At 48.6% G+C, this 17882-nt stretch carries 17 protein-coding genes and 1 pseudogene; 4 read left to right on the plus strand and 14 right to left on the minus strand.

Features of this window, described 5'->3' with window-relative positions:
- Positions 1–227: 227 nt before the first annotated feature.
- Genes ACGF63_RS21250 through ACGF63_RS21260 form a run of 3 tightly spaced genes read left to right on the plus strand, consistent with a single transcriptional unit; the run spans position 228 to position 1942 of the window.
- Positions 228–1211 carry a plasmid stability protein StbA gene (locus tag ACGF63_RS21250; RefSeq protein ID WP_387633035.1) on the plus strand — a complete coding sequence of 328 codons (984 nt, stop codon included), beginning with the start codon at positions 228–230 and terminating at the stop codon, positions 1209–1211.
- A 16-nt stretch (positions 1212–1227) separates the two neighbouring features.
- On the plus strand, positions 1228–1521 hold the full coding sequence (locus ACGF63_RS21255; protein WP_387633037.1) for a hypothetical protein: 294 nt from the start codon (positions 1228–1230) through the stop codon (positions 1519–1521).
- Between the two features lies 1 nt (position 1522).
- A complete protein-coding gene (locus ACGF63_RS21260; protein ID WP_387633038.1) occupies positions 1523–1942 on the plus strand; it encodes a DNA-binding protein in 420 nt (139 codons plus the stop codon).
- A 58-nt stretch (positions 1943–2000) separates the two neighbouring features.
- On the opposite strand, the gene ACGF63_RS21265 is transcribed toward ACGF63_RS21260, so the two are convergent.
- The 4 genes from ACGF63_RS21265 to ACGF63_RS21280 are packed head-to-tail and all read right to left on the minus strand — an operon-like array spanning position 2001 to position 3982.
- Positions 2001–2552 (minus strand): FlhC family transcriptional regulator, encoded by a 552-nt coding sequence (locus ACGF63_RS21265; RefSeq protein ID WP_387633057.1) that lies wholly within the window; start codon positions 2550–2552, stop codon positions 2001–2003.
- A complete protein-coding gene (locus ACGF63_RS21270; protein ID WP_387633040.1) occupies positions 2549–3157 on the minus strand; it encodes a transcriptional regulator in 609 nt (202 codons plus the stop codon). The genes ACGF63_RS21265 and ACGF63_RS21270 overlap by 4 nt, the downstream gene beginning before the upstream one ends.
- Before the next feature lie 10 nt (positions 3158–3167).
- Positions 3168–3701, minus strand: coding sequence for a transglycosylase SLT domain-containing protein (locus tag ACGF63_RS21275; RefSeq protein ID WP_387633042.1), 534 nt, complete (start codon positions 3699–3701; stop codon positions 3168–3170).
- On the minus strand, positions 3701–3982 hold the full coding sequence (locus ACGF63_RS21280; protein WP_387633044.1) for a transcriptional regulator: 282 nt from the start codon (positions 3980–3982) through the stop codon (positions 3701–3703). The genes ACGF63_RS21275 and ACGF63_RS21280 overlap by 1 nt, the downstream gene beginning before the upstream one ends.
- A 706-nt stretch (positions 3983–4688) precedes the next feature.
- Between ACGF63_RS21280 and ACGF63_RS21285 the strand changes: the two genes are divergently transcribed.
- A complete protein-coding gene (locus ACGF63_RS21285; RefSeq protein ID WP_387633046.1) occupies positions 4689–5051 on the plus strand; it encodes a permease in 363 nt (120 codons plus the stop codon).
- A 36-nt stretch (positions 5052–5087) separates the two neighbouring features.
- On the opposite strand, the gene ACGF63_RS21290 is transcribed toward ACGF63_RS21285, so the two are convergent.
- The 10 genes and pseudogenes from ACGF63_RS21290 to ACGF63_RS21335 all read right to left on the minus strand — a co-directional run.
- Positions 5088–8705, minus strand: a complete 3618-nt coding sequence (locus ACGF63_RS21290) for a conjugal transfer protein TraG N-terminal domain-containing protein (RefSeq protein WP_387633047.1) — start codon at positions 8703–8705, stop codon at positions 5088–5090.
- Positions 8706–8717: 12 nt separating this feature from the next.
- Positions 8718–10151, minus strand: coding sequence for a conjugal transfer protein TraH (locus ACGF63_RS21295; protein ID WP_387633048.1), 1434 nt, complete (start codon positions 10149–10151; stop codon positions 8718–8720).
- Position 10152: 1 nt separating this feature from the next.
- The gene (gene traF / locus ACGF63_RS21300; RefSeq protein WP_387633049.1) at positions 10153–11169 is read right to left on the minus strand and encodes a conjugal transfer protein TraF; all 1017 of its coding nucleotides are present in this window, start codon (positions 11167–11169) and stop codon (positions 10153–10155) included.
- Positions 11170–11303: 134 nt separating this feature from the next.
- Complete coding sequence (locus ACGF63_RS21305; RefSeq protein WP_387633051.1) at positions 11304–12815, minus strand: UvrD-helicase domain-containing protein; 1512 nt, start codon at positions 12813–12815, stop codon at positions 11304–11306.
- Between the two features lie 285 nt (positions 12816–13100).
- Complete coding sequence (locus ACGF63_RS21310; protein ID WP_387633052.1) at positions 13101–14141, minus strand: DNA-binding protein; 1041 nt, start codon at positions 14139–14141, stop codon at positions 13101–13103.
- A gap of 142 nt (positions 14142–14283) precedes the next feature.
- The gene (locus tag ACGF63_RS21315) at positions 14284–15159 is read right to left on the minus strand and encodes a DNA replication terminus site-binding protein (RefSeq protein ID WP_387633053.1); all 876 of its coding nucleotides are present in this window, start codon (positions 15157–15159) and stop codon (positions 14284–14286) included.
- A gap of 192 nt (positions 15160–15351) precedes the next feature.
- Complete coding sequence (locus tag ACGF63_RS21320; protein WP_387633055.1) at positions 15352–16752, minus strand: ISKra4 family transposase; 1401 nt, start codon at positions 16750–16752, stop codon at positions 15352–15354.
- A 91-nt stretch (positions 16753–16843) separates the two neighbouring features.
- On the minus strand, positions 16844–17095 hold the full coding sequence (locus tag ACGF63_RS21325; protein WP_244922769.1) for a recombinase family protein: 252 nt from the start codon (positions 17093–17095) through the stop codon (positions 16844–16846).
- Between the two features lie 144 nt (positions 17096–17239).
- Positions 17240–17452, minus strand: a complete 213-nt coding sequence (locus ACGF63_RS21330; RefSeq protein ID WP_387633056.1) for a hypothetical protein — start codon at positions 17450–17452, stop codon at positions 17240–17242.
- A 75-nt stretch (positions 17453–17527) separates the two neighbouring features.
- Positions 17528–17752: pseudogene (locus ACGF63_RS21335) on the minus strand (plasmid pRiA4b ORF-3 family protein); the annotation flags it as partial.
- Positions 17753–17882: the final 130 nt, after the last annotated feature.

The following is a 17882-nucleotide window of genomic DNA, read 5'->3' on the forward strand; positions in this document are numbered from 1 at the left end:
AATTCCAAAAGCAACCAGAAAAAGACTGTTTCTGTTGCTCTGAACCCATCCGTGCAGCGTTCCCATAGGATTACCTCTATTGCCAATCAAAAAAACATCGAAAAACAATCTAAACGCCCCTTTTGGGCAACTACAGAGGGGGTTTGTCGGTGTTGTTGGCTTTATTCTCTATCCAACACGAGGAAAACAATCGAAAAGCAATCAAAAAGTAATCTTTGGAGGATTTCATGAATCAGTTTGTTCTGGGTTTGGACATTGGCTACTCCAACCTGAAAATGGCAATGGGTCACAAAGGTGAGGAAGCTCGTACTGTTGTTATGCCTGTGGGCGCTGGCCCGCTGGAACTGATGCCACAGCAGTTAACTGGTGGTGCCGGGACCAGTATTCAGGTTGTGATAGACGGGGAGAAGTGGGTTGCTGGCGTTGAGCCTGACCGCCTCCAGGGGTGGGAACGTGAGCTTCACGGTGACTACCCTTCGACGAATCCGTATAAGGCTCTTTTTTACGCCGCGCTCCTGTTGTCAGAACAGAAGGAAATAGATGTGTTGGTGACGGGCCTTCCGGTAAATCAGTACATGGAGGTCGAACGCAGAGAGGCATTGAAGGCTCGACTTGAGGGAGAGCACCAAATCACACCAAAACGATCAGTTGCGGTTAAGTCTGTCATGGTTGTGCCTCAACCTGCCGGGGCTTACATGGATGTTGTCAGCTCAACAAAAGATGAAGACCTCCTGGAAATCATCCAGGGAGGGAAAACCGTTGTCATCGATCCAGGATTTTTCTCTGTGGACTGGGTGGCCCTTGAAGAGGGAGAAGTCCGTTATCACTCATCAGGCACCAGCCTCAAGGCTATGTCGGTGTTGTTACAGGAAACGAACCGGCTCATTCAAGAAGACCACGGTGGTGCACCTGGCATTGAAAAGATAGAGAAAGCCATTCGCGCCGGTAAGACCGAAATTTTTCTCTACGGTGAAAAGGTATCGATCAAAGACTACTTCAAGAAAGCCTCAACCAAAGTGGCTCAAAACGCATTGGTCCCTATGCGTAAGTCAATGCGTGAGGATGGGATGGATGCTGACGCCGTTCTGCTGGCTGGTGGAGGTGCCGAAGCATACCAAGATGCGGCCAAGGAACTTTTCCCTAAGAGCAGGATCGTGCTGCCCAACGAATCCGTGGCATCCAATGCCAGGGGCTTCTGGTTCTGCGGCTGATAGGTAGGAGGTCATAGTGGCTGGTAGCAAATGGGATGGAAAAATATCTAATCTGAATATTTCGGAGCAAGCTTTTCCGGAGCTCTATCGTGAACTGTCCCAGATGCAGCACAAGGCGCGTAGTGATCGGCTGCGCGCCCTTGCTCTATTGGGTCTTTATTCTCTTCGATTTTCTGGCAACATTGGGTTTTTTGAGCAACCGAGTTCAGAGCGCCAAACTGCACAGCCTCAACCTGAGCCGTTGCAGGATGACGCAAAACTGGACTCCAAGCGTGATTCACTTAAAGGAAAACTGATGGGCTCCGTATAACATGAAAGACCACAAGGAATTCTCTGTGCTAACAGCGGCTGAGCGTAGAGAGTTAATAATCGCAGAGTTAAAGCGAAAGAGCCGCATACGAACCCTCTTACGTGGGCTTCCGTTGGATGAGGTGCGGGAGATCATTGACAGGATGAAAGGCGTTCTCAATGAACTGGAGGAAGAGTACAAAAAGCGAGAAGAAGAAGAAAGAGAAAAGCGAGCTCAGGCCGCGCGGATAATGAGCGACATGAAATCCTGCGGCGTGGACATCAACCTCCTCAACGAGATGTTCACAAGCAAATCAGAGCCTGACAATACTAAATATTTAAAAGACGGGGTTTCTTGGAGTGGTCAAGGACGTCGCCCAGATGCTTTTAAGGGTTTGGGGGCTGTCGAGCTGGAGCGCTACCGTATTCCACAGAAAAAGTAAAAAATGAGCGCCTCAACTTTGCGGCGCTCATCTTCTGGCCGAAAATGTCATAGTCTACTCAAGCACACTCTTTCTCCCCACCACCATGCTTTCCTTGTTCCTTGCAGAACGGACATTCAACGCAGGTTCTTTGATTAACAGAGGTGAAGTACGTGCATTTGCAATTATCGCACTCCTCCAGCATTGCGTCCCCACTTCGTAACTCAGAAGCGAGGCACCAGGCGTCTGTAATATCAAACGGAGCCCATCGCGCTCCTTTCATGCCTGACACTTCTTTGCGGATTGCGTGATACATCCTGAACGCCTTGTTTAAGGCTTTGATTTTCACTGACCGCAACACGGCTTCCCCACCAATGTTGAAGTAGAGCTGCATCAAAAGAGATGCCTGCATCTTGGACGTGTGGCTATGGATAAGTGTCGCGCCACCTCGGAATGTCCTAGATTTTCGTTCCAGGGTGTATCCATCTCTCTCCAGATCTTGGTAAAGCCGTCTGACCTGCTTGTAGGTAAGGCCAGTCTCGATCATGATGATTTTTGTGATGTATCCTGCGAGGGCCATGTGTCTGGCTGTGACCCAGCGACCCAATGTACCAGAGTTGCCAATGTTCATCGCCACTTCCCACGTCCCTGTAGAGATTGTTGCAGTTTTTTCAATACCGGGTGTGTTACCTCATCCCGGCTGTCATCAAGAATTTCTTCAATTATGCTAGGAGCAAAACGAAGCGTGAAATGCGTTACCGTTGTTCCAGACATATGGCGCAACTGACTATCTGTTGCCTTAGCAACCAGTTCCGCAAGTTCTCTCGATACACCGAACACTTCTTTAGCCACCTCCGGGTCTCTCGAAGCTACGCGATTAAATAACAACCAGTAGGCAGCATCAAACTCATCAACGCTGTAGTTGATAAAAACAACCGGATCGTAGTCGCCAGAGAGTCGCGTAATGATGTTCTGTTCTGCTGTTTCGAGCTTGAAGGAAATCAAGACGCCAGAGGCTAGGGCTTCCAATTGAGAAGATGTCGCCAGTGACAACTTTTGTACCGTGTTCATGCCCAAAGAAAATTGCGCGGCGGCGTCCTCTGGACGTTCTTTTGCCAGAGTACATAGCAGGTTCCACAGCGTCAGATCGAACTCGTAGACGTTTCTGTCTGCTTCTTCTTGATCTAGGCTGACAGCTCTAGCATCCCACACCCCAATAATATCCAGTTCCAACATACCGCTCCCCTCACAAATCACGAAGGTTGCGATAGATAGCCAAGACTCGGCTACCGTAGTTTCTGGCACGGATTTCGTCTTCCCATGCGTGATAGCGGCCGATGCCAAGCTCCAAATCATTTGGAGATGACTGAATGGCTTCTGATAGCACTTCTGCCCCAACCATGACGTTGGTCTCTGGGTCGAGAAGATCAACTGGGGAGGAAACCCTGTGACCATTCCAACGGATGTTCACCTGCATAAACCCAACATCAATGGCTCGTCCATACTGCTGCTGAAATTCAGCGAGCTTTGCCTTCGCCTGATCTTCCGACTTGGCATAGAAAGGAATCCCAGGAACGCGAAGCGTCCAAGGCCAAGGACTTATAGAGCCATTACCTCGTCCGGAGGCGGATTCGGCCAATGCGACCGAATATACCAGAAGAGGGTCGAGGTTATGTGCTTTCGCCGCCTTGTTGAAGATCGTCCCACTCAGGTCAATAGCATTCGCTGTTGATGACAGGAGCGCCGCAGACAGAACTAATGCTTTGGCTTTGCTCTTCATCAGCTTGCCTCCTTATGTCTGAGTGGTATTTCGTGTTCTTCGTCATACCGCTCCGGCCAAATCTCAGACGGCTTCATGCCCAAAGCTGTCGCTATCTTATGCTCCCAGCGTGGACTGGGTTTGTAGAGCGCTGTAGACACTACCTGCCGAGATGTTTTGTGTTTTCTGCCCAATGCGGCCAGAGAAAGTCCCTGGATCTTGAGTTTGTACTTGATCCACTCGCGTTTTTTCTCTGGGTCGATTGGGATGTCTATTACTTGGCATTTATCCATTATTATCATCCATTAAACTGCGTTGTAAAAATATAAAAAAGTGCGTTAATCAATGAACGCTTTTAGAGTTCTTCTATTGTCACAAACTGACATGTTTTTCGCCCTTTATAAGCCCATAAAATGATGCAGTCAATGATAAAAACATTTAAAAACATATACTTAACTTTTTATTGATGGAACAGGGTTACAATGCTGTTATTAATCAATTGGATATGAATATTTTTGCGATAATACTTAGAGAGTGCGCCAAAGGAATGGCGGAAATAGCGCACAGGAAGTGCGGTATTTTTGGATATTTAATAGCGTTTATGTATAAGTGATTTTAAGGATACAGCGAGGGCTGAAATTGCGAATACAGCAGGAGCTGAGGAGGGCAGGGTAAGCAAAGATGCGCCCCGACCACACGAAAATGATGGTGTTTACAAAATGATATATTTGGGAAAGAGAACTCTGCGGTATTGCAGATGGGGACCAAAGCGTTAACAATGGCCTATCCATAGTGTATGCGATTTGTTTGACATGTTCAACTATGTAATGCTTTGTCAACAAATGCCTTGTTCCGTAAGGTATAACTTTCACATGTGAAAGTTTCAGGACAAATTCTAATCATAAAAATTGCCAATGGAATGCTTATTTAGCAAAAAAACAGTCAAATTTTCACAGTTGCATTTTTTGATGCTGTGGTAAACTGGAGGCAAAGAGTAAGGGGGTTGGTATGAAACATGTGGTCAATATTCTGCTGTTAGGAATGGTACTTCTGGGGATAGCCATGATGGCTGATACGCCTTGGGGGCTTGGTGTGGCACTGGCTCCTTTCGCTGTTTGGGGTACTCGCTTCATGTTTCTTATTCACAGAAGCCTTTGGGCTGCTGTTGTCTTTTGGGGAGGGGTCGCTTACTTCCAGTGGCAAGTTGCTTTGATGGTCGGAGCTCTGTTTGGGCTGACATGGTTCATTCGCTCTGCTCGGTTAGCCTATAAAGAGGCTTCACCTGCTCGGCGTAGAAAGAAACATGCTGGTGGATTTCAAGACTCCTATGACTTTGACCAGCATTACCATATTGGTACTGGAGACGAATAAGGGGGCTAATTAGCCCCCTTATTATTTGGTTAGATTTTAAAACCGCTGATTTGCTATGTTGTAGCCCCTGATAGCGGTCAAATAGCTTCCTGATCGATCTCCCGCATCCGTCGAGTTCTGCAATATGTTTACCAGCTTGTCTGTAAATTCATCGTTCTGCTTAGAAAGAACTGGCTGACCTCCTTGCATCATCGGTGAGCCATCTGGCTTACGCTCTGCATACTCCATTTTCAGATTCTGAACAGCTTGGCTCATTCGACCCTCGTTTGTATCAAAGGATTCTGCATAAACGGCAGCTTGCGCTTGGGTCAGACCATAACGGCTTTGAGCAATCGACTGCATTGTTTCTTTGAACTCATCACCGTACTGGTTCATAAACTGCTGCGCTGCTCCACCACCAGCTTCTAATGCTGAGGCAAGAGCTGCCGCATAGAACGCGCCTCGTTCTTCTATGCTCATCCTTTTGGCCGCTTCCGAAAGGTCAGATTTCCCTGTTAGCCATTTTTTAGCTGCATCATAGCCGCTTGCCGCGGCTCCCATAACGTTACGGCCAAGTTTAGCCATTCCAACCATAGCGTCACCGGCCCAGCCAAACTCTTCTTTAACTGCCTGATCTCCGCGTTGAGTGGCTGCGATGAACTGGTCACGTTGCTCCGGCGTCATCGTTCGCATTTGGTCCATCGCTTTTGAGAAGGCATCAGCGCCAGCTTGACCGCCAGCGATGAGGGCTCTACCAGCTTGTTCAGCTCTACGGCTCATCCAGTCAGTAGAGTTATCCCATGCTCCCCATGCAGAAGAGCTCCAGGACATTTCCGGAAGAGAGTTCATCAGATTGTCCTGAGCCTTTTTCAGCTCAGGAGCTGATACATCTCGTTCTGTTTGCTGGGCTTTGTTGTAAAGGGCTGCTGTACCGGCTGAATTGTCACTTTGGACGAGGGGACTATTGGTTGGCAACTGACCCGCCTCTGACGCAGGATCGATCCCAGCCATCCCAGCCACATTCTGGCGGAATCCAGTTGGTATGTTGGGGCCACCGCTAACAGCGCCTTGAACCTGACTAGGAAGCCCGGAAACGTTAGGGCCTTCAATGCCTTGATTTCCATAGGCATCACCATTGAATGCTCTATTGCGACCGGATGCGGTATTGATCGCCTGTAGTGCGGCTTGATACCCGCCGAGCTCCTTACCCGGTTCGTAGTTTTTGGAATTGGTCATTGCTGTCATTCGCGCTGCTGCCTGGGCCACTTGAGGCGACATGCCGTATGCCTGGTATCTCTGCTGTAGTGAAGCAGCTTCGTCCTTGACGGACTGTGGTGCGGCATTACGGAAGTAGTCGTTAAGCTGATTCATGGCCGCAGGAGTTTGCGCCACGGCACCACCGAGAGTCTTAAAATCGGTGTTGGTCATCGAACCCATTTGGTTCTGGAGCTGGCTCATTGTCGTGAAGGTGTCTGATGCTGATACCAGCTCAGAAGCCGACTTGGACAAGTTCTTGGATAGGCTATCTCCCCATGTTTGTTTGAATGACTCGCTTCCAGAACGACTAAACCCCTGGGCCAATTGATTGGTTAACGCCTGGCTATCGGTTTGCGAGTAGCTAACACCTTTCATGAACTGGGACACATCGCTTGAGGACCAGCTTGAAGAGTCTTGGGAAGAGGACTCTGTTGCACCTTTGGCCTGAGCTTTGATGTCCAGGACATCGCTACCGCCACCGCCGCCACCAGACTCACTACCAGCAGGAACAAGAGCAGTGCTACTCGATTTAACTCCAGCAGTGGCCTTCATTGCTGCTCGTGCCTTGCCCATCATAGGCATAAGCATGGATGCCGCTTCATCAACATCTAGAGTACCCATAGCCTGCATGGCAAAAGCACCCTTGACAGCATCAGAATGACTGTCGTCCACCTGGAACTTATCCATGAAGTTTTTGGCTTGCTGGTTGATTAATTGGCTTTGGGCAGTATTCTGCGACGAAACATTACGTCCGACATTAGACAGTCTTGAGTAAGCCTGATCTTGGCTTACTCCATCAGAAAAACCACGCCCCAAAGTGCTTTGGAATGCCTCGGATTTTTGACTTTGTAACGCCTGTGCAGAACTCACGCCTGAGGCCAAGGTGGAGCCAAGCGAAAATGTACTGATCATGCTTTCTGCACCGTTCGCAATCGCCCCACTGAACTGGTTGTTATTGTATGCTGGCTGACTCTGCATGACCGGGCCTTGCTTGAGAAGGTCTGGTGTTTGCATCTTCTCGTCAACATGATCAGAACCACTGATTCTTGATGCCAGGCTGGTGAAGGCGTATGTACTTCCTGTAATTATGAACAGGGAGATTACTGGTGTGGCCGCTGCCAGCATCCCGCCTGTTGCAATCCAGTTTTGGAGCACATCTCCGGTCGAAGATAGAGCGTACATAGAATCGAGACCGGAAGCGCTGAGGCTAGACATCTCGTTTGACGCGGCGGTGTGGACAAAGAGGTTGATGATCGAGAGAACCGGCATCCAGAGCTGAATCCAGAGGATGGTCTGAACGTATTTCCCTGCCAATTGGAGCCCAAAACTGCCCATCACGATGATAAAGGCAATGATCGGAGTGATTGCGTAAATAAACCCCTCAAAGAAAGTCAGCATCGGGCGAACGACGGTCATGAACATAGACTGCTCAGCGGCCCATTGTGTGTTTCGCTGCTGAATAGCTTGGTTGATCATCAACGCAGAACCGTAGTCCTGGAGGTCCTGATAACGACCCGCTGCTGCTTCGTAGTAGAGAGGCTCAAGAACGGCAGCTTTCAGGTATTCGATTGATGACGTTGTTGTGGCTCCCATCGCTTGAAGCGAATCGTTAATCTCCGTGATAGCGTTGTCGCCGTTTGCAGTGTTTATACCTAGCAGGCTATTTAACGCATCAACAACAACAGGACTACTTAGGTTTGCGGTTGCAGAACTAATAGCTACCCAGCCGTCTGTGCAGGTGAAGTCTGCGCCATCAGGGTTGGCGGTGGATAGGTATAACCGGGTTCCGTAAAGCTGTGAATTGAACCGCAAAGCTGAATCCGTGGAACGGTTCATCAGCTCATCAAGGGACATCAGGTTGAGATCTACTTTTGTTAACGTACATTCACGGATGTAGTTATTCCAAGAACGTCTTACGTCAACATAGCCGCCACCATTTGCCGCATTGAGCGCAGTAAACACGCCCGTGTCGTATGCACGTCTTCTTACGTCGTTCAACAACTTCAACGTTTCGGAGAAATGGCTTTCCGTGACATTTGGAACGATCACACCATACCCTGTTTCAAACAGGTTGGTGATGGTGTATCCCACATTGGATATGACACCACCTGCGAAGCCAACACCAATAGGCACATTGGCAACGACTCGAACCTGCCCAGTGTAAGCGTCTTCTATCGTCACAGTTGTGGTAGAGCCGAAGAAGCAGGCGTACAGAATCCAACCGACAAGAACTTGTTGGAAGTTTATTTGCTTGGCCCCCTGGAAGAGGGATTGAATACAGATCATTAATACCCCGAGAAGCAGGCCAATACTGACCATCTTCTCCAAGTCTCCAGTGCCGGTTATCATTGATATTGCAATCAGTATTTGCTCCAAAAATGCAGAATCGCCAATAGAGTGAATTGAAAAAGCTCCCATTCCAATGGCTCCTTAGTTCGTGCTAGGAGGATTGGACAAAGTTGCAAGCATGTATTTTTGCTTGCGGATGTTGTCCAGTAAGTTGTTGTATTTCTCAATCTGGCTTGCAAGGTCGCCGTATTGAGAGGACAGAATTGTGTATTCGCCACGGATTTGCTGTTGCGATTGTGCGAGCAACTCCAGAGCCTCTTTTTTGTAGGGCGAATTGCTGTTCGCCATTGCAATGCGAGCAGCCCGGAAGAACTCTTCTGAAAAGCTGTACATCATCGCCAAAGCAATAGCTCCGGATGATTCTGTGACAAACAAATTGGCTCCATCTTGGGAAAGAACAGACAGGTTACGGACGATGGTACCTATTCCTCCAGGGAGGTTTGATACAAAGGCTTTTTCTGTGTCCGTCAGGGTTCCAGAGTTTGTAGCGTATTTATAGATAACGCCCGGCGTGGAGCTGGTTCCTAGCAGCATATCCGTGATCTGGTTCTTGATTCCTTTGAGCACGACTGTTTTGTTGCTGGTCCCAGCACTCAAACAATTGGTCGTGTCACCGTCACAGGAATAGATCTCAACAGAACCGCCTGAAATCAGGTCTGAGAGGGTAATCTTGTTGCCCGGCAAAGTTGTCAGTGGTGTAGTTTTCGCGCCTGAACCGGTTGAGTTCGGGTCGTTGACCAGATCACCAATAATTACTGTACCAGTTAGAGACATGATGGCTTCGAGCAGGGTGTTGTTCCCATACTGGAACCATGTGTTTGCATTATTGCTCTTGAGTTGTTTCCAGACGATATTGCCAATCATCTTGTTGTATTCGTCGGGCTTATTGGCTTTCAGTTCTTCCAGTGGACTCTTGCCGCTGGTTTCTTGCTTTGAACCGAAAAAGTCCTCAAAAAGTCCTGATGTTGTGGCAGTTATGGAAGCGTCTGTCTTGTGCTTCAAGTCCATGCCGCTGGTCAAGTCGTTTACAATCCCTTGAGCGAGCTGGCAGGAGTTACCTAGGTGCTGGTTCAGAGCCTGCACTTTTTTCTGGAAATTTTCTATCCATTTAGCACCGTCCGGGAATACGTTATCCAGTGCAAGTTGGAAGGCATAGCCTTTGGCGTTGGCTGCGACAGCTCGAAGGAGCTGCACAATCTGGTCTGCGTTAATAAAAGAAAGTGAACCACCGAATAGATCGACACCACCACAACCGGCTTTCCATGATGGAGGGGCAAAGCTAACCAGATTTTCGTCGAAGATTCGTGTTTTGGCCGTGAATCGGCCACCAGCCAACACACCGCGACGTTGACTTTCGTAAACGCCTGGCGGTGTTGTGTTGCTCATTTCATTGAACAATTTGTCCATCTGAGACTGGAGACCGTTGCCTGCCATAGCCCCGGTAGGAACCATGAAAAGACTGGCCGCCACACTCAGGGCAAGCAGGCTCCTTTTTACTATCTTGTGCGTGACCATCTTAATTCTCCTGTAGTTTGTCCCGGATGTACTTCATAAGTTGTTCCGGTGGCACAAAGTTGTCTTTGTCTCCGCTCGCTTGTGATAACTGCTTGAGGTCAGAGCCCAGTTCTGGTGAATCCAAGCGTTCGGCTATGTTGTTTTCGAGGTTGAGTACCGGACGGGTGCGGTTAAACTCTTCGTCAGTCACCCAGCCGTTCCGTTTTGCTGCTACCAGAATCCGATGGTTCAACTCAGGAAGTGACATTGGTCCTTGCCCTATCGGTGCGAACTGACCATCTGGAGAGGCGAGGTAAACAGCGGGGAAAGTCACTATGCCAAGTTGTTTGGCATGGCCTTCATCGGTCTTGTAATGAGGGAAAAGTCCGCGGGGGAGAGGTTTACCATCCATAGAAACCGGAATAATCGAGAAGCCTTCTCCTTGTTCCAGTATTTTGATGATCGGAGCTTGCAAGTCGCTGTAGTCGTCGTCTGACTGGTAGAAGAAGAATATCCCCACGCGGTCGGCTACGCTTTTGAGCAGCTTGTTTTTGGCGTTGCCAGCGTCTCGATCCACCTGTTGCGAAGCAAACGTGGCCGCAGGACGTCGGGTGATTTCATCCAGGAAGGGATCGCCCACAACAGCCAGCTCCGTTGCATCGGAAAACTGCTCTGAACGGTCTATCGCAAATCGCTGCAAGTAGAGGAACGTCCTGACGTTTTCAACGGTCGGGTTATCCCACGCCAGGTCTTTGTACTTGGGTAGGTTTTTCCGGAACCATTCCGACGAGAACATTTCTGGACCGCTCGGTTGCGGAGCGGCAGGCTTCGGCGTTTTTGGCTTCGCTTCTGCCACCGACTTAGGTTTAGATTTTTCGGGCTTCTTTTCCGGTTCTTTTGGCTCTTCTTTGTACCAGAACCAACCCTCTTCTTTTCGCTCATAGAAACCTGGCATTGTGCTATCTTGAGCCCAAGCCTGGTGTGGTGCCCCCAGCGTGAGTGTTGCTAGGAGCAGTAAATTCAAAGGTGATTTTTTCATAGTCTCACGCACGTATTTTCCCATGTTCGATATGGTAGAGGTGGGCGGCGTGAAATTAGGCAGGTGTAAGAGCCCTAAATGGGCGCTTAGAGCGTTTTATTTGTCAACTTTCACATGTGAAAGAATTGACCAAACTATTTGGTCGTGTCCTCTTCGACTTCTGTGGCCTCGGCGGCCATCTTCATCTGCTTCTCGACCAAGCGCTTTTGGGTGATATAGCGGATAACCATCTCTACAGCGCTGTTCAAAGCGAGGATTCGCATCGCCCTGGTGGAGGCGACGTAGAGCAGGTTTATTTCATCGTCACGAGCCATTGGGTCGAGCTCAGGATCTAAGACACTTGGAAAGTCGTCATAGAGCTGAACGAAGTCCCATTCAAGCCCCTTGCACCGATGGGCAGTCGAAACCGTAATGTCGGCTCCAAACTCCTCTTTGACTGTATTGCGTCGCAGAGTGGTGAGCCGCTCAGGGATTTCACCGTAGCTGTTGATGATCTTTACTGCCCTCATCATCTCAGGATCTTTGGTCGCCTTAGCTATTTCCTGATACTCAAAGTAGTCTTCGTATTCATCAAGCAGCTTCTTATTTTTTACCCGGTCAGGTTCGGCCATCGAGAACCAGTACAAATCTTGGAGTTCGTTGATTTGGTAGGCGTCGATTCCACCAACCCAAAAGACTTGTGCTCCAGCTTCGGTAGCAGAGAGTGCCGTCTCGATGACACCCATGACGGTTCGGTGAAGTATTGCTCGATGACCTACATCGCCAGGCAAAAACATGACCACCTGGTCTGCTGGTCCCCGGCCAACAACGGGGCGGGTTTCGCCCTTGAGTTCAAGAAGGGCGTTTGCCACAAGAGAAACGTTGGGGCCAAAGCGGAAGCTGTGTGTAAGATAGAGCTGGTCGGCGTTCATGAGCTCCTTACTATCAAGAGCGTTGTTTGCACCTCTGAACCTGTAGATCTGCTGGTGGCGGTCTCCAACCAGTATTACCTTGCAGTTCTGCTGTAAGACGATACTGCTTGTGACGGGATTGGCGTCTTGGGCTTCGTCAAAAAGAATGGTTGTGTACCGGCGAGACAGATTTGGCATCCCGAGCTGGTACTGTTTGAGGTAGCAGTCGTGTACTGTAGGGAACGGATCTTGGGCGTTTGTCATCCTTTTCCATATCAGCTCAGTACCTTCTACCACCTGGATTTGGTATCTTTCCTGTTTGGATGTGAGCACCTTACCCGTATCGGCGCGAGCAAAATGCGTATAAAGAATCCGCATGTCTGCGCTGCACATGAAGGCGTTGAGCGTGTCAAGAATGTCTTTAGCAAAAGTCCAGTTCTTTGTATTCACCGCCTGGGCAATGTCGGTAAGCCTTAGATTACCAGTGAGTTTGTGCTGGTAGCCTCTTCCGATAGTGGCGTAGGCGAGCTGGTGAGATGTTTTGCAGTCCACGTTTGCAGGAAACTTCTCTCTTGCCTCGTCGCGGATGGCCCGGTTGTATGCCAAGTAGAGAATGCGGGAGTCAAGATTGTTGTGCGCGTATTTCACCAACGTGGTGGTTTTACCCGTACCAGCGTAGGCCTTAACGACAAGCCGAGGCCCTTTGTACTGAGTGATCAGTGATTGTTCGGGTGTGTCAGGAGGCATTTGCTTCATGGAGCCTCCTAAGGCAAGCACATCTGGGGTGTGATGCGCTTCCTTTGTGTCGAGAGGAGCGTACTGACCCGCTTTTCTTTTCGGGGGAGGGATACTTCACAATCCAGGTCTGTCCACCAGTCCGGGCATTACTTTGAGCTACCTCCATAACCCAGCTATGCAGCTGGTGTAACCAGCCATAGTCGCCAATAGACGAGGTGGCTAATGTCATAGCCTCCCCAATCTTGGCTTGAAGAGCCGCAGCTCTGCTTTGCCACTCTTCTGAATACTTAGCCTTTCGCGCCATCAGTTTTCCTCTTTCTTTTTCCCTCCCTTACCAGCCTTAACAAGCTCTTGCTCTAACCCTGAAATTTTGGTCAGCGCCTCATTGAGTCTCTGTTCAAGACTCTTGGCCTGCTGGTCTCTTTCCTGCAATTGACCAGCCATCATGCCTTTATCTTGAACAAGAGCGCGAGCTTCCGCTTCGACGCTGGAGAGTTTGGTTTCCAGCTTTTCGATCTCTCCAGATAGGCGCTGGCACTCTCGTTCAGAGGATTCGCCATTAGCTTTGGCTGTCGCAAGGGAATCCAGTGATTGGGCCAATTTGGCCTGTGTATTCTCGAGTTGCTCTTTTAACGCTGTATTTTGCTCGTGAGCGGCCCGGAGCTTTTCTGTCTGCTCTATACTTTTGCCTTTTTGCACCTCTAACTCACCCTCTGTAGTTGTCAATTTTTGGCTCAAAGAGCGATTTTCGCTTTCAGCTTGTTCCAGGTGATCCTGGGCTCGGGTCAGCTCGGTGGCTTTCGCTTCCAGCTTTCCTTCCAAATCCAAGGTCCGCTTTTCCAGCTTCTCGATGTCGGCCTGCGAGCGTTCTAACTCCGCAGATTTGAGAGATAACGAGTTCTCGGCTTTGCCAAGGGCTGCATCGAGCTCAGTTTTTTTGTTGGTGAGATCCTCAAGCTGCTCTTCCAAAAGCTCAGCCCTTTCGGTGGCATCATTCGCTATGTCTACGGCTTGCTGCATGTCTTCCTGGTACTCAAGTTCTTTCTGCCGCAGGAGTTTACGTTCTCGCTCAAGCTTCTCATCAGCGCTTGCTTTGGCTACCTTGTAGATTTTCTGGAGGAAAAGCTCGGCGTCACTCATAACCGATTCAGGCAGAACTACTTCGACCAGCTCTTCATCGAGAGAATGTTCCTCCGACCACTGCTTGAGATACGTCGAAATAGTTGTGAAGCTCCCCTTAGCAATGAGGTCTCTGATAGCAATTACTGTTGGCCGCTTGCCGGCATCTTTGAGCTTTTGGGCCGCTGCGGCCACATCGTTGTACCCAACCAATTTTCTAGCCATGAGGACGTTCCTTTCCATTTGTAATTATTATGATAATACGGTAATTATCATAATAATACATCATGATGCGGTAGATTGAAATATTGCTTGGGTAGAACAAAGCCCCTCGTGTGGCAGGAAGAGCTTTGTTACATGGCCACATTCACCCAGGAAAGGATTCGATGGTGACACCGCCGAAGGTGCCGAGGATTTCCGATGCGGCTTTGTCCGAGCGAGTTTTACGCTGCTCTGATGCGTCAAAGCTGCGAAGCATTTTGAGCTGAACATCCTTGTCTTGGAGCACGATCAAAGGCATGGGAGCGGTAACGGTCTTAAGCACACCTGCGACCATAACGTTCGCCACCGGCTGTACCTTTACTTCCCTGCGCTCTCTGAGGTAAGGCTCTGGAGTGCTGACGATCTTCTGGATAAGCTGCTCAAGAGGAAGTTGGTAGTCAGGCCCAGACCGCTCTAATTCCTCCCTGATACGTTGCAGGAGCTCGTCTTTCACCGGTTTCTTCAAAGAATCCTTCCGTTGCCAGGTGAAGCGGATGGAGTCAATGTCGCCATTGGCGTAACACCGAATTTGCCTGTAAAGGTGGAGGGTCATAACGCCAGGGTAGTCAACTCGAAGCGCTTCAAACCGTTCTTGCCGGGTTGGGTACGTCGATATGATGAAATCCTCGATACCGGCTTTGGCCGCGTTGATACGCTCGACCGTTGCTGCAATCTCGTCAGCTACCCCGACCCTGGTAGGAGAGAACCAGAGTACCCCCACGGTGCGCCTGGCGGATTTCTGTGAATAGTCCGGATTGATATGCAGGTCCTTGTAACAGTGCGCCGCGAGCTCAAGAGCGTCCCTGCCTGTTTGTTCCATCACGACAATCTTGTTGATGGGCTCGTTTTCCATTCCCTTCCTGGTAGGAGGGATGGCCGCAACTTGTGCGTATCTGGGAGGGAGCCGTTTGATAAGGGAAGACAGGCTCGTCAGGTCGCGGCACATGGCCGAGTATTGTTCCGAAATGAAGTTTTTAGCCATGTTGCCGCCTACTTGTGGATTTGTTCTAACAGAGCATGGGTTAGATAGTATACTTATTTAACTCCAATGTACTGGTTTGATAACTAAATTAATGATTAAAAATCAACAATATTATTGCGTATAGACAACATTAGACCATCATGCAATGTAAGAGTAAAAATATCAGCGAGACCATAAAAATCTGTGGGGCACTTATGCAGCAATCTTTTCTGTCCAAGAATGCTCCGTTTCGTCACCTAATTTTATGCCCGGATACCAATGCTCAAATTGGGTTTTCAAATCATCATTAAGTACGGCTGTGCGGGTCTGGAGTAAGTAATGCGCACCTTGCTGGCTCCATTGCATCTGCTGCTTTTTCACCATCCGTTTGGCAATCACTTCATTGATCGTCGATTCAACAAATGAAGAGGAAATGGGTTCACCATAGCGGTACATTTCACCATAATTCGGGATCATCATGCTGTTATTTTCAATGTAGGTGTACATTTCATCGATATGTTTTGATAAGGATTTCTTATTATCATAATGCGAGATGTCCTCATCACACATCTCAGCACAATCCTCTAGCTGTTCTAATGCCTTAATCACATTGCCATGCCAGAGATACCATTTTGTACTGGTTAAAGCGTCCAATAATTCTGCACCGAGTTCAGGGGTGTTTTTCGATACCCCTCTGGCATATTGTTTGAGTACTGTCAGACGCATCGTGATATGAAACCAATCCAGTACGTGCTGCGATTCGGGGTACAAGTTAAATTGCAGATCCCTGAGATTATCGGCACCATCCGATAAGAAAGTAATTTGTTGATTCGCCTGCATACCTTGTGAAGATAACTGGGCGATGAGTTTTCTTCTGGGGTGATTTTCAAGACATTGCACAAAACCAAAGCGTTTGGTTGGAGCATTAGCCGCGAATGATTTTCCGACGATGATTTCAAAATGGTGTTTTCTGTCGTCCCGGTTTCTGACGTAGCCTCCATCAATACCCACCGTCATCGGTTTTCCCGGTTTGGGTAATTTTTCCCATTCTCTGGGATCGCCAGGGAGAAAATCCGGCAATCCGTCTAATTCGGCCTCTTGTCTTTGGGCGATCTGACAGAGATGATTTCTGACTGTGGAGGCATTACAGCGTTCCCCCACCGGCAGAATATCTTTGAGCAGATTGGCGGTCAATCCATAAGACATCAGTGATGCCCACCGGGTTTCTATATACCTGAGTTCCGGGTGAGTATGCGAATCACACCAGTGATTGAGCAAGCTAGCGGTTTGGGCTGAATGTTTCTCACACGCACACCGGTAAACCCGAAATCCCTCTACCGGGATAATGCCAAACAAGGTTCGGTACTGGATGGTTTGCTTGCCTTTTATCCGGCGATTTCGTTGACAGCAAGGACAAGCACGATGTTCATCCAAATATTCAGCTGCCTGTTTCTGGATCACTGATTGCTGGATAGTGTTCAAAAGTAATTTAGATTCAGACAGGGAGAGTCCAAGGTCATTGGGGGCGTCGGACTGTTTTTCTATCGTGAATAGTTTCTCCGTATGATGATGGCCTGATTTATCGACCACCGCTAGTTGGATTATGAATTGCATGATGCTGTCCTCCCGGGGTTATGGCTACTGTATACCCCCGTTTTTTAGCTGGTGACGCAATTTATAATACGTAGAAACACCTAATCCCACGTTATAGCAGGCCAGCTTTAACTTGATACCTTTCTCTCTTAATGCGGCATAACCGATCGAGGGAGTGAACAACTATCGTGTCGCCGGTTCTGACCTGTTGAAGCATATCCTGAAACTGTGGCCGGTTGATGTTTTTCGCACTGGCCTGTTCGATATAGATTTTGTCAATTTTAATACCGGACGCAGACAGTGCCTCTTTCTGGCGATCAACATGCTGGTCAACCGAACTGACCCGAATGTAGGCATAATGCATATCACCCTCAAAAGTCTTTAAACCTGATAAAGATTTGTAGAATACTCTATAAAATTGACTTTCCCGAGGTTTATAGAGGATTATTTCCTCGTTTTTAGCATGGATGAAAAGGTATACCTTTATGGATACCGATCATCCTATCGGCTACAGCCCTATCACAATAGGTTCCAGTTCCGGTGAATCAAGGTTGAGCCGACTCAATTGGCAGTTAACCTTTTTGCGGTTAAATCTGATGGCATCAAGTTCATCAATTAATGGACGGATATCTCCGATCGTTGCTGTTTCATCGGCATTAACGATGGCTTCCAGTAACGCCAGTGTTTTCTCACATTCATCAGCTAACGTTGCCCCCGGCATTCTATTTCCGGCCAAACAAAAGGGAAATTTCAGGTTAGCATTGTCAAGAATGGTCTCAATACGGATATCGTGAAGTCAGTTCTCGAAAAAGTTGTATTCGTAAGTAAATCGATCTCCGGCATCAAACTCAAAGTCATCGAGCGTGATTTTGTAAGGGTTATCAGAAAACGCAATTCCGCCAGAATAGGAAATGCCGTAATTTTTACCATAAATACGGAATTGATGCAGGTGATCATCCTGCCATCCCTGCGCGATCTGAATGATATAGTGAAAAGCCGCTAAAGAAGTCTCGCCTGATAGCCGAAATCGGCGTCAGACCATAGGGCTGACACCGCGAAGAGCCACTTTAACGATATAGGCTTTCATGGTGAGCTGCCTGCTAAAAACCTGCCAATTCGTTCATCCTATCACCAGCTTAACGGAGTGCCCA

The organism is Photorhabdus sp. RM322S (assembly GCF_042879395.1).
In the GTDB taxonomy this organism is placed as follows: Bacteria; Pseudomonadota; Gammaproteobacteria; order Enterobacterales; family Enterobacteriaceae; genus Photorhabdus; species Photorhabdus khanii.

Excerpts from the sequence above, each read along its gene's own strand:
- ACGF63_RS21250 (WP_387633035.1), top strand. The coding sequence starts at position 228 with ATGAATCAGTTTGTTCTGGGTTTGGACATTGGCTACTCCAACCTGAAA.
- ACGF63_RS21260 (WP_387633038.1), top strand. The coding sequence starts at position 1,523 with ATGAAAGACCACAAGGAATTCTCTGTGCTAACAGCGGCTGAGCGTAGA.
- ACGF63_RS21265 (WP_387633057.1), bottom strand. The coding sequence starts at position 2,552 with ATGAACATTGGCAACTCTGGTACATTGGGTCGCTGGGTCACAGCCAGA.
- ACGF63_RS21270 (WP_387633040.1), bottom strand. The coding sequence starts at position 3,157 with ATGTTGGAACTGGATATTATTGGGGTGTGGGATGCTAGAGCTGTCAGC.
- ACGF63_RS21275 (WP_387633042.1), bottom strand. The coding sequence starts at position 3,701 with ATGAAGAGCAAAGCCAAAGCATTAGTTCTGTCTGCGGCGCTCCTGTCA.
- ACGF63_RS21280 (WP_387633044.1), bottom strand. The coding sequence starts at position 3,982 with ATGATAATAATGGATAAATGCCAAGTAATAGACATCCCAATCGACCCA.
- ACGF63_RS21285 (WP_387633046.1), top strand. The coding sequence starts at position 4,689 with ATGAAACATGTGGTCAATATTCTGCTGTTAGGAATGGTACTTCTGGGG.
- ACGF63_RS21290 (WP_387633047.1), bottom strand. The coding sequence starts at position 8,705 with ATGGGAGCTTTTTCAATTCACTCTATTGGCGATTCTGCATTTTTGGAG.
- ACGF63_RS21295 (WP_387633048.1), bottom strand. The coding sequence starts at position 10,151 with ATGGTCACGCACAAGATAGTAAAAAGGAGCCTGCTTGCCCTGAGTGTG.
- traF (WP_387633049.1), bottom strand. The coding sequence starts at position 11,169 with ATGAAAAAATCACCTTTGAATTTACTGCTCCTAGCAACACTCACGCTG.
- ACGF63_RS21305 (WP_387633051.1), bottom strand. The coding sequence starts at position 12,815 with ATGAAGCAAATGCCTCCTGACACACCCGAACAATCACTGATCACTCAG.
- ACGF63_RS21310 (WP_387633052.1), bottom strand. The coding sequence starts at position 14,141 with ATGGCTAGAAAATTGGTTGGGTACAACGATGTGGCCGCAGCGGCCCAA.
- ACGF63_RS21315 (WP_387633053.1), bottom strand. The coding sequence starts at position 15,159 with ATGGCTAAAAACTTCATTTCGGAACAATACTCGGCCATGTGCCGCGAC.
- ACGF63_RS21320 (WP_387633055.1), bottom strand. The coding sequence starts at position 16,752 with ATGCAATTCATAATCCAACTAGCGGTGGTCGATAAATCAGGCCATCAT.
- ACGF63_RS21325 (WP_244922769.1), bottom strand. The coding sequence starts at position 17,095 with ATGCATTATGCCTACATTCGGGTCAGTTCGGTTGACCAGCATGTTGAT.
- ACGF63_RS21330 (WP_387633056.1), bottom strand. The coding sequence starts at position 17,452 with ATGCCGGGGGCAACGTTAGCTGATGAATGTGAGAAAACACTGGCGTTA.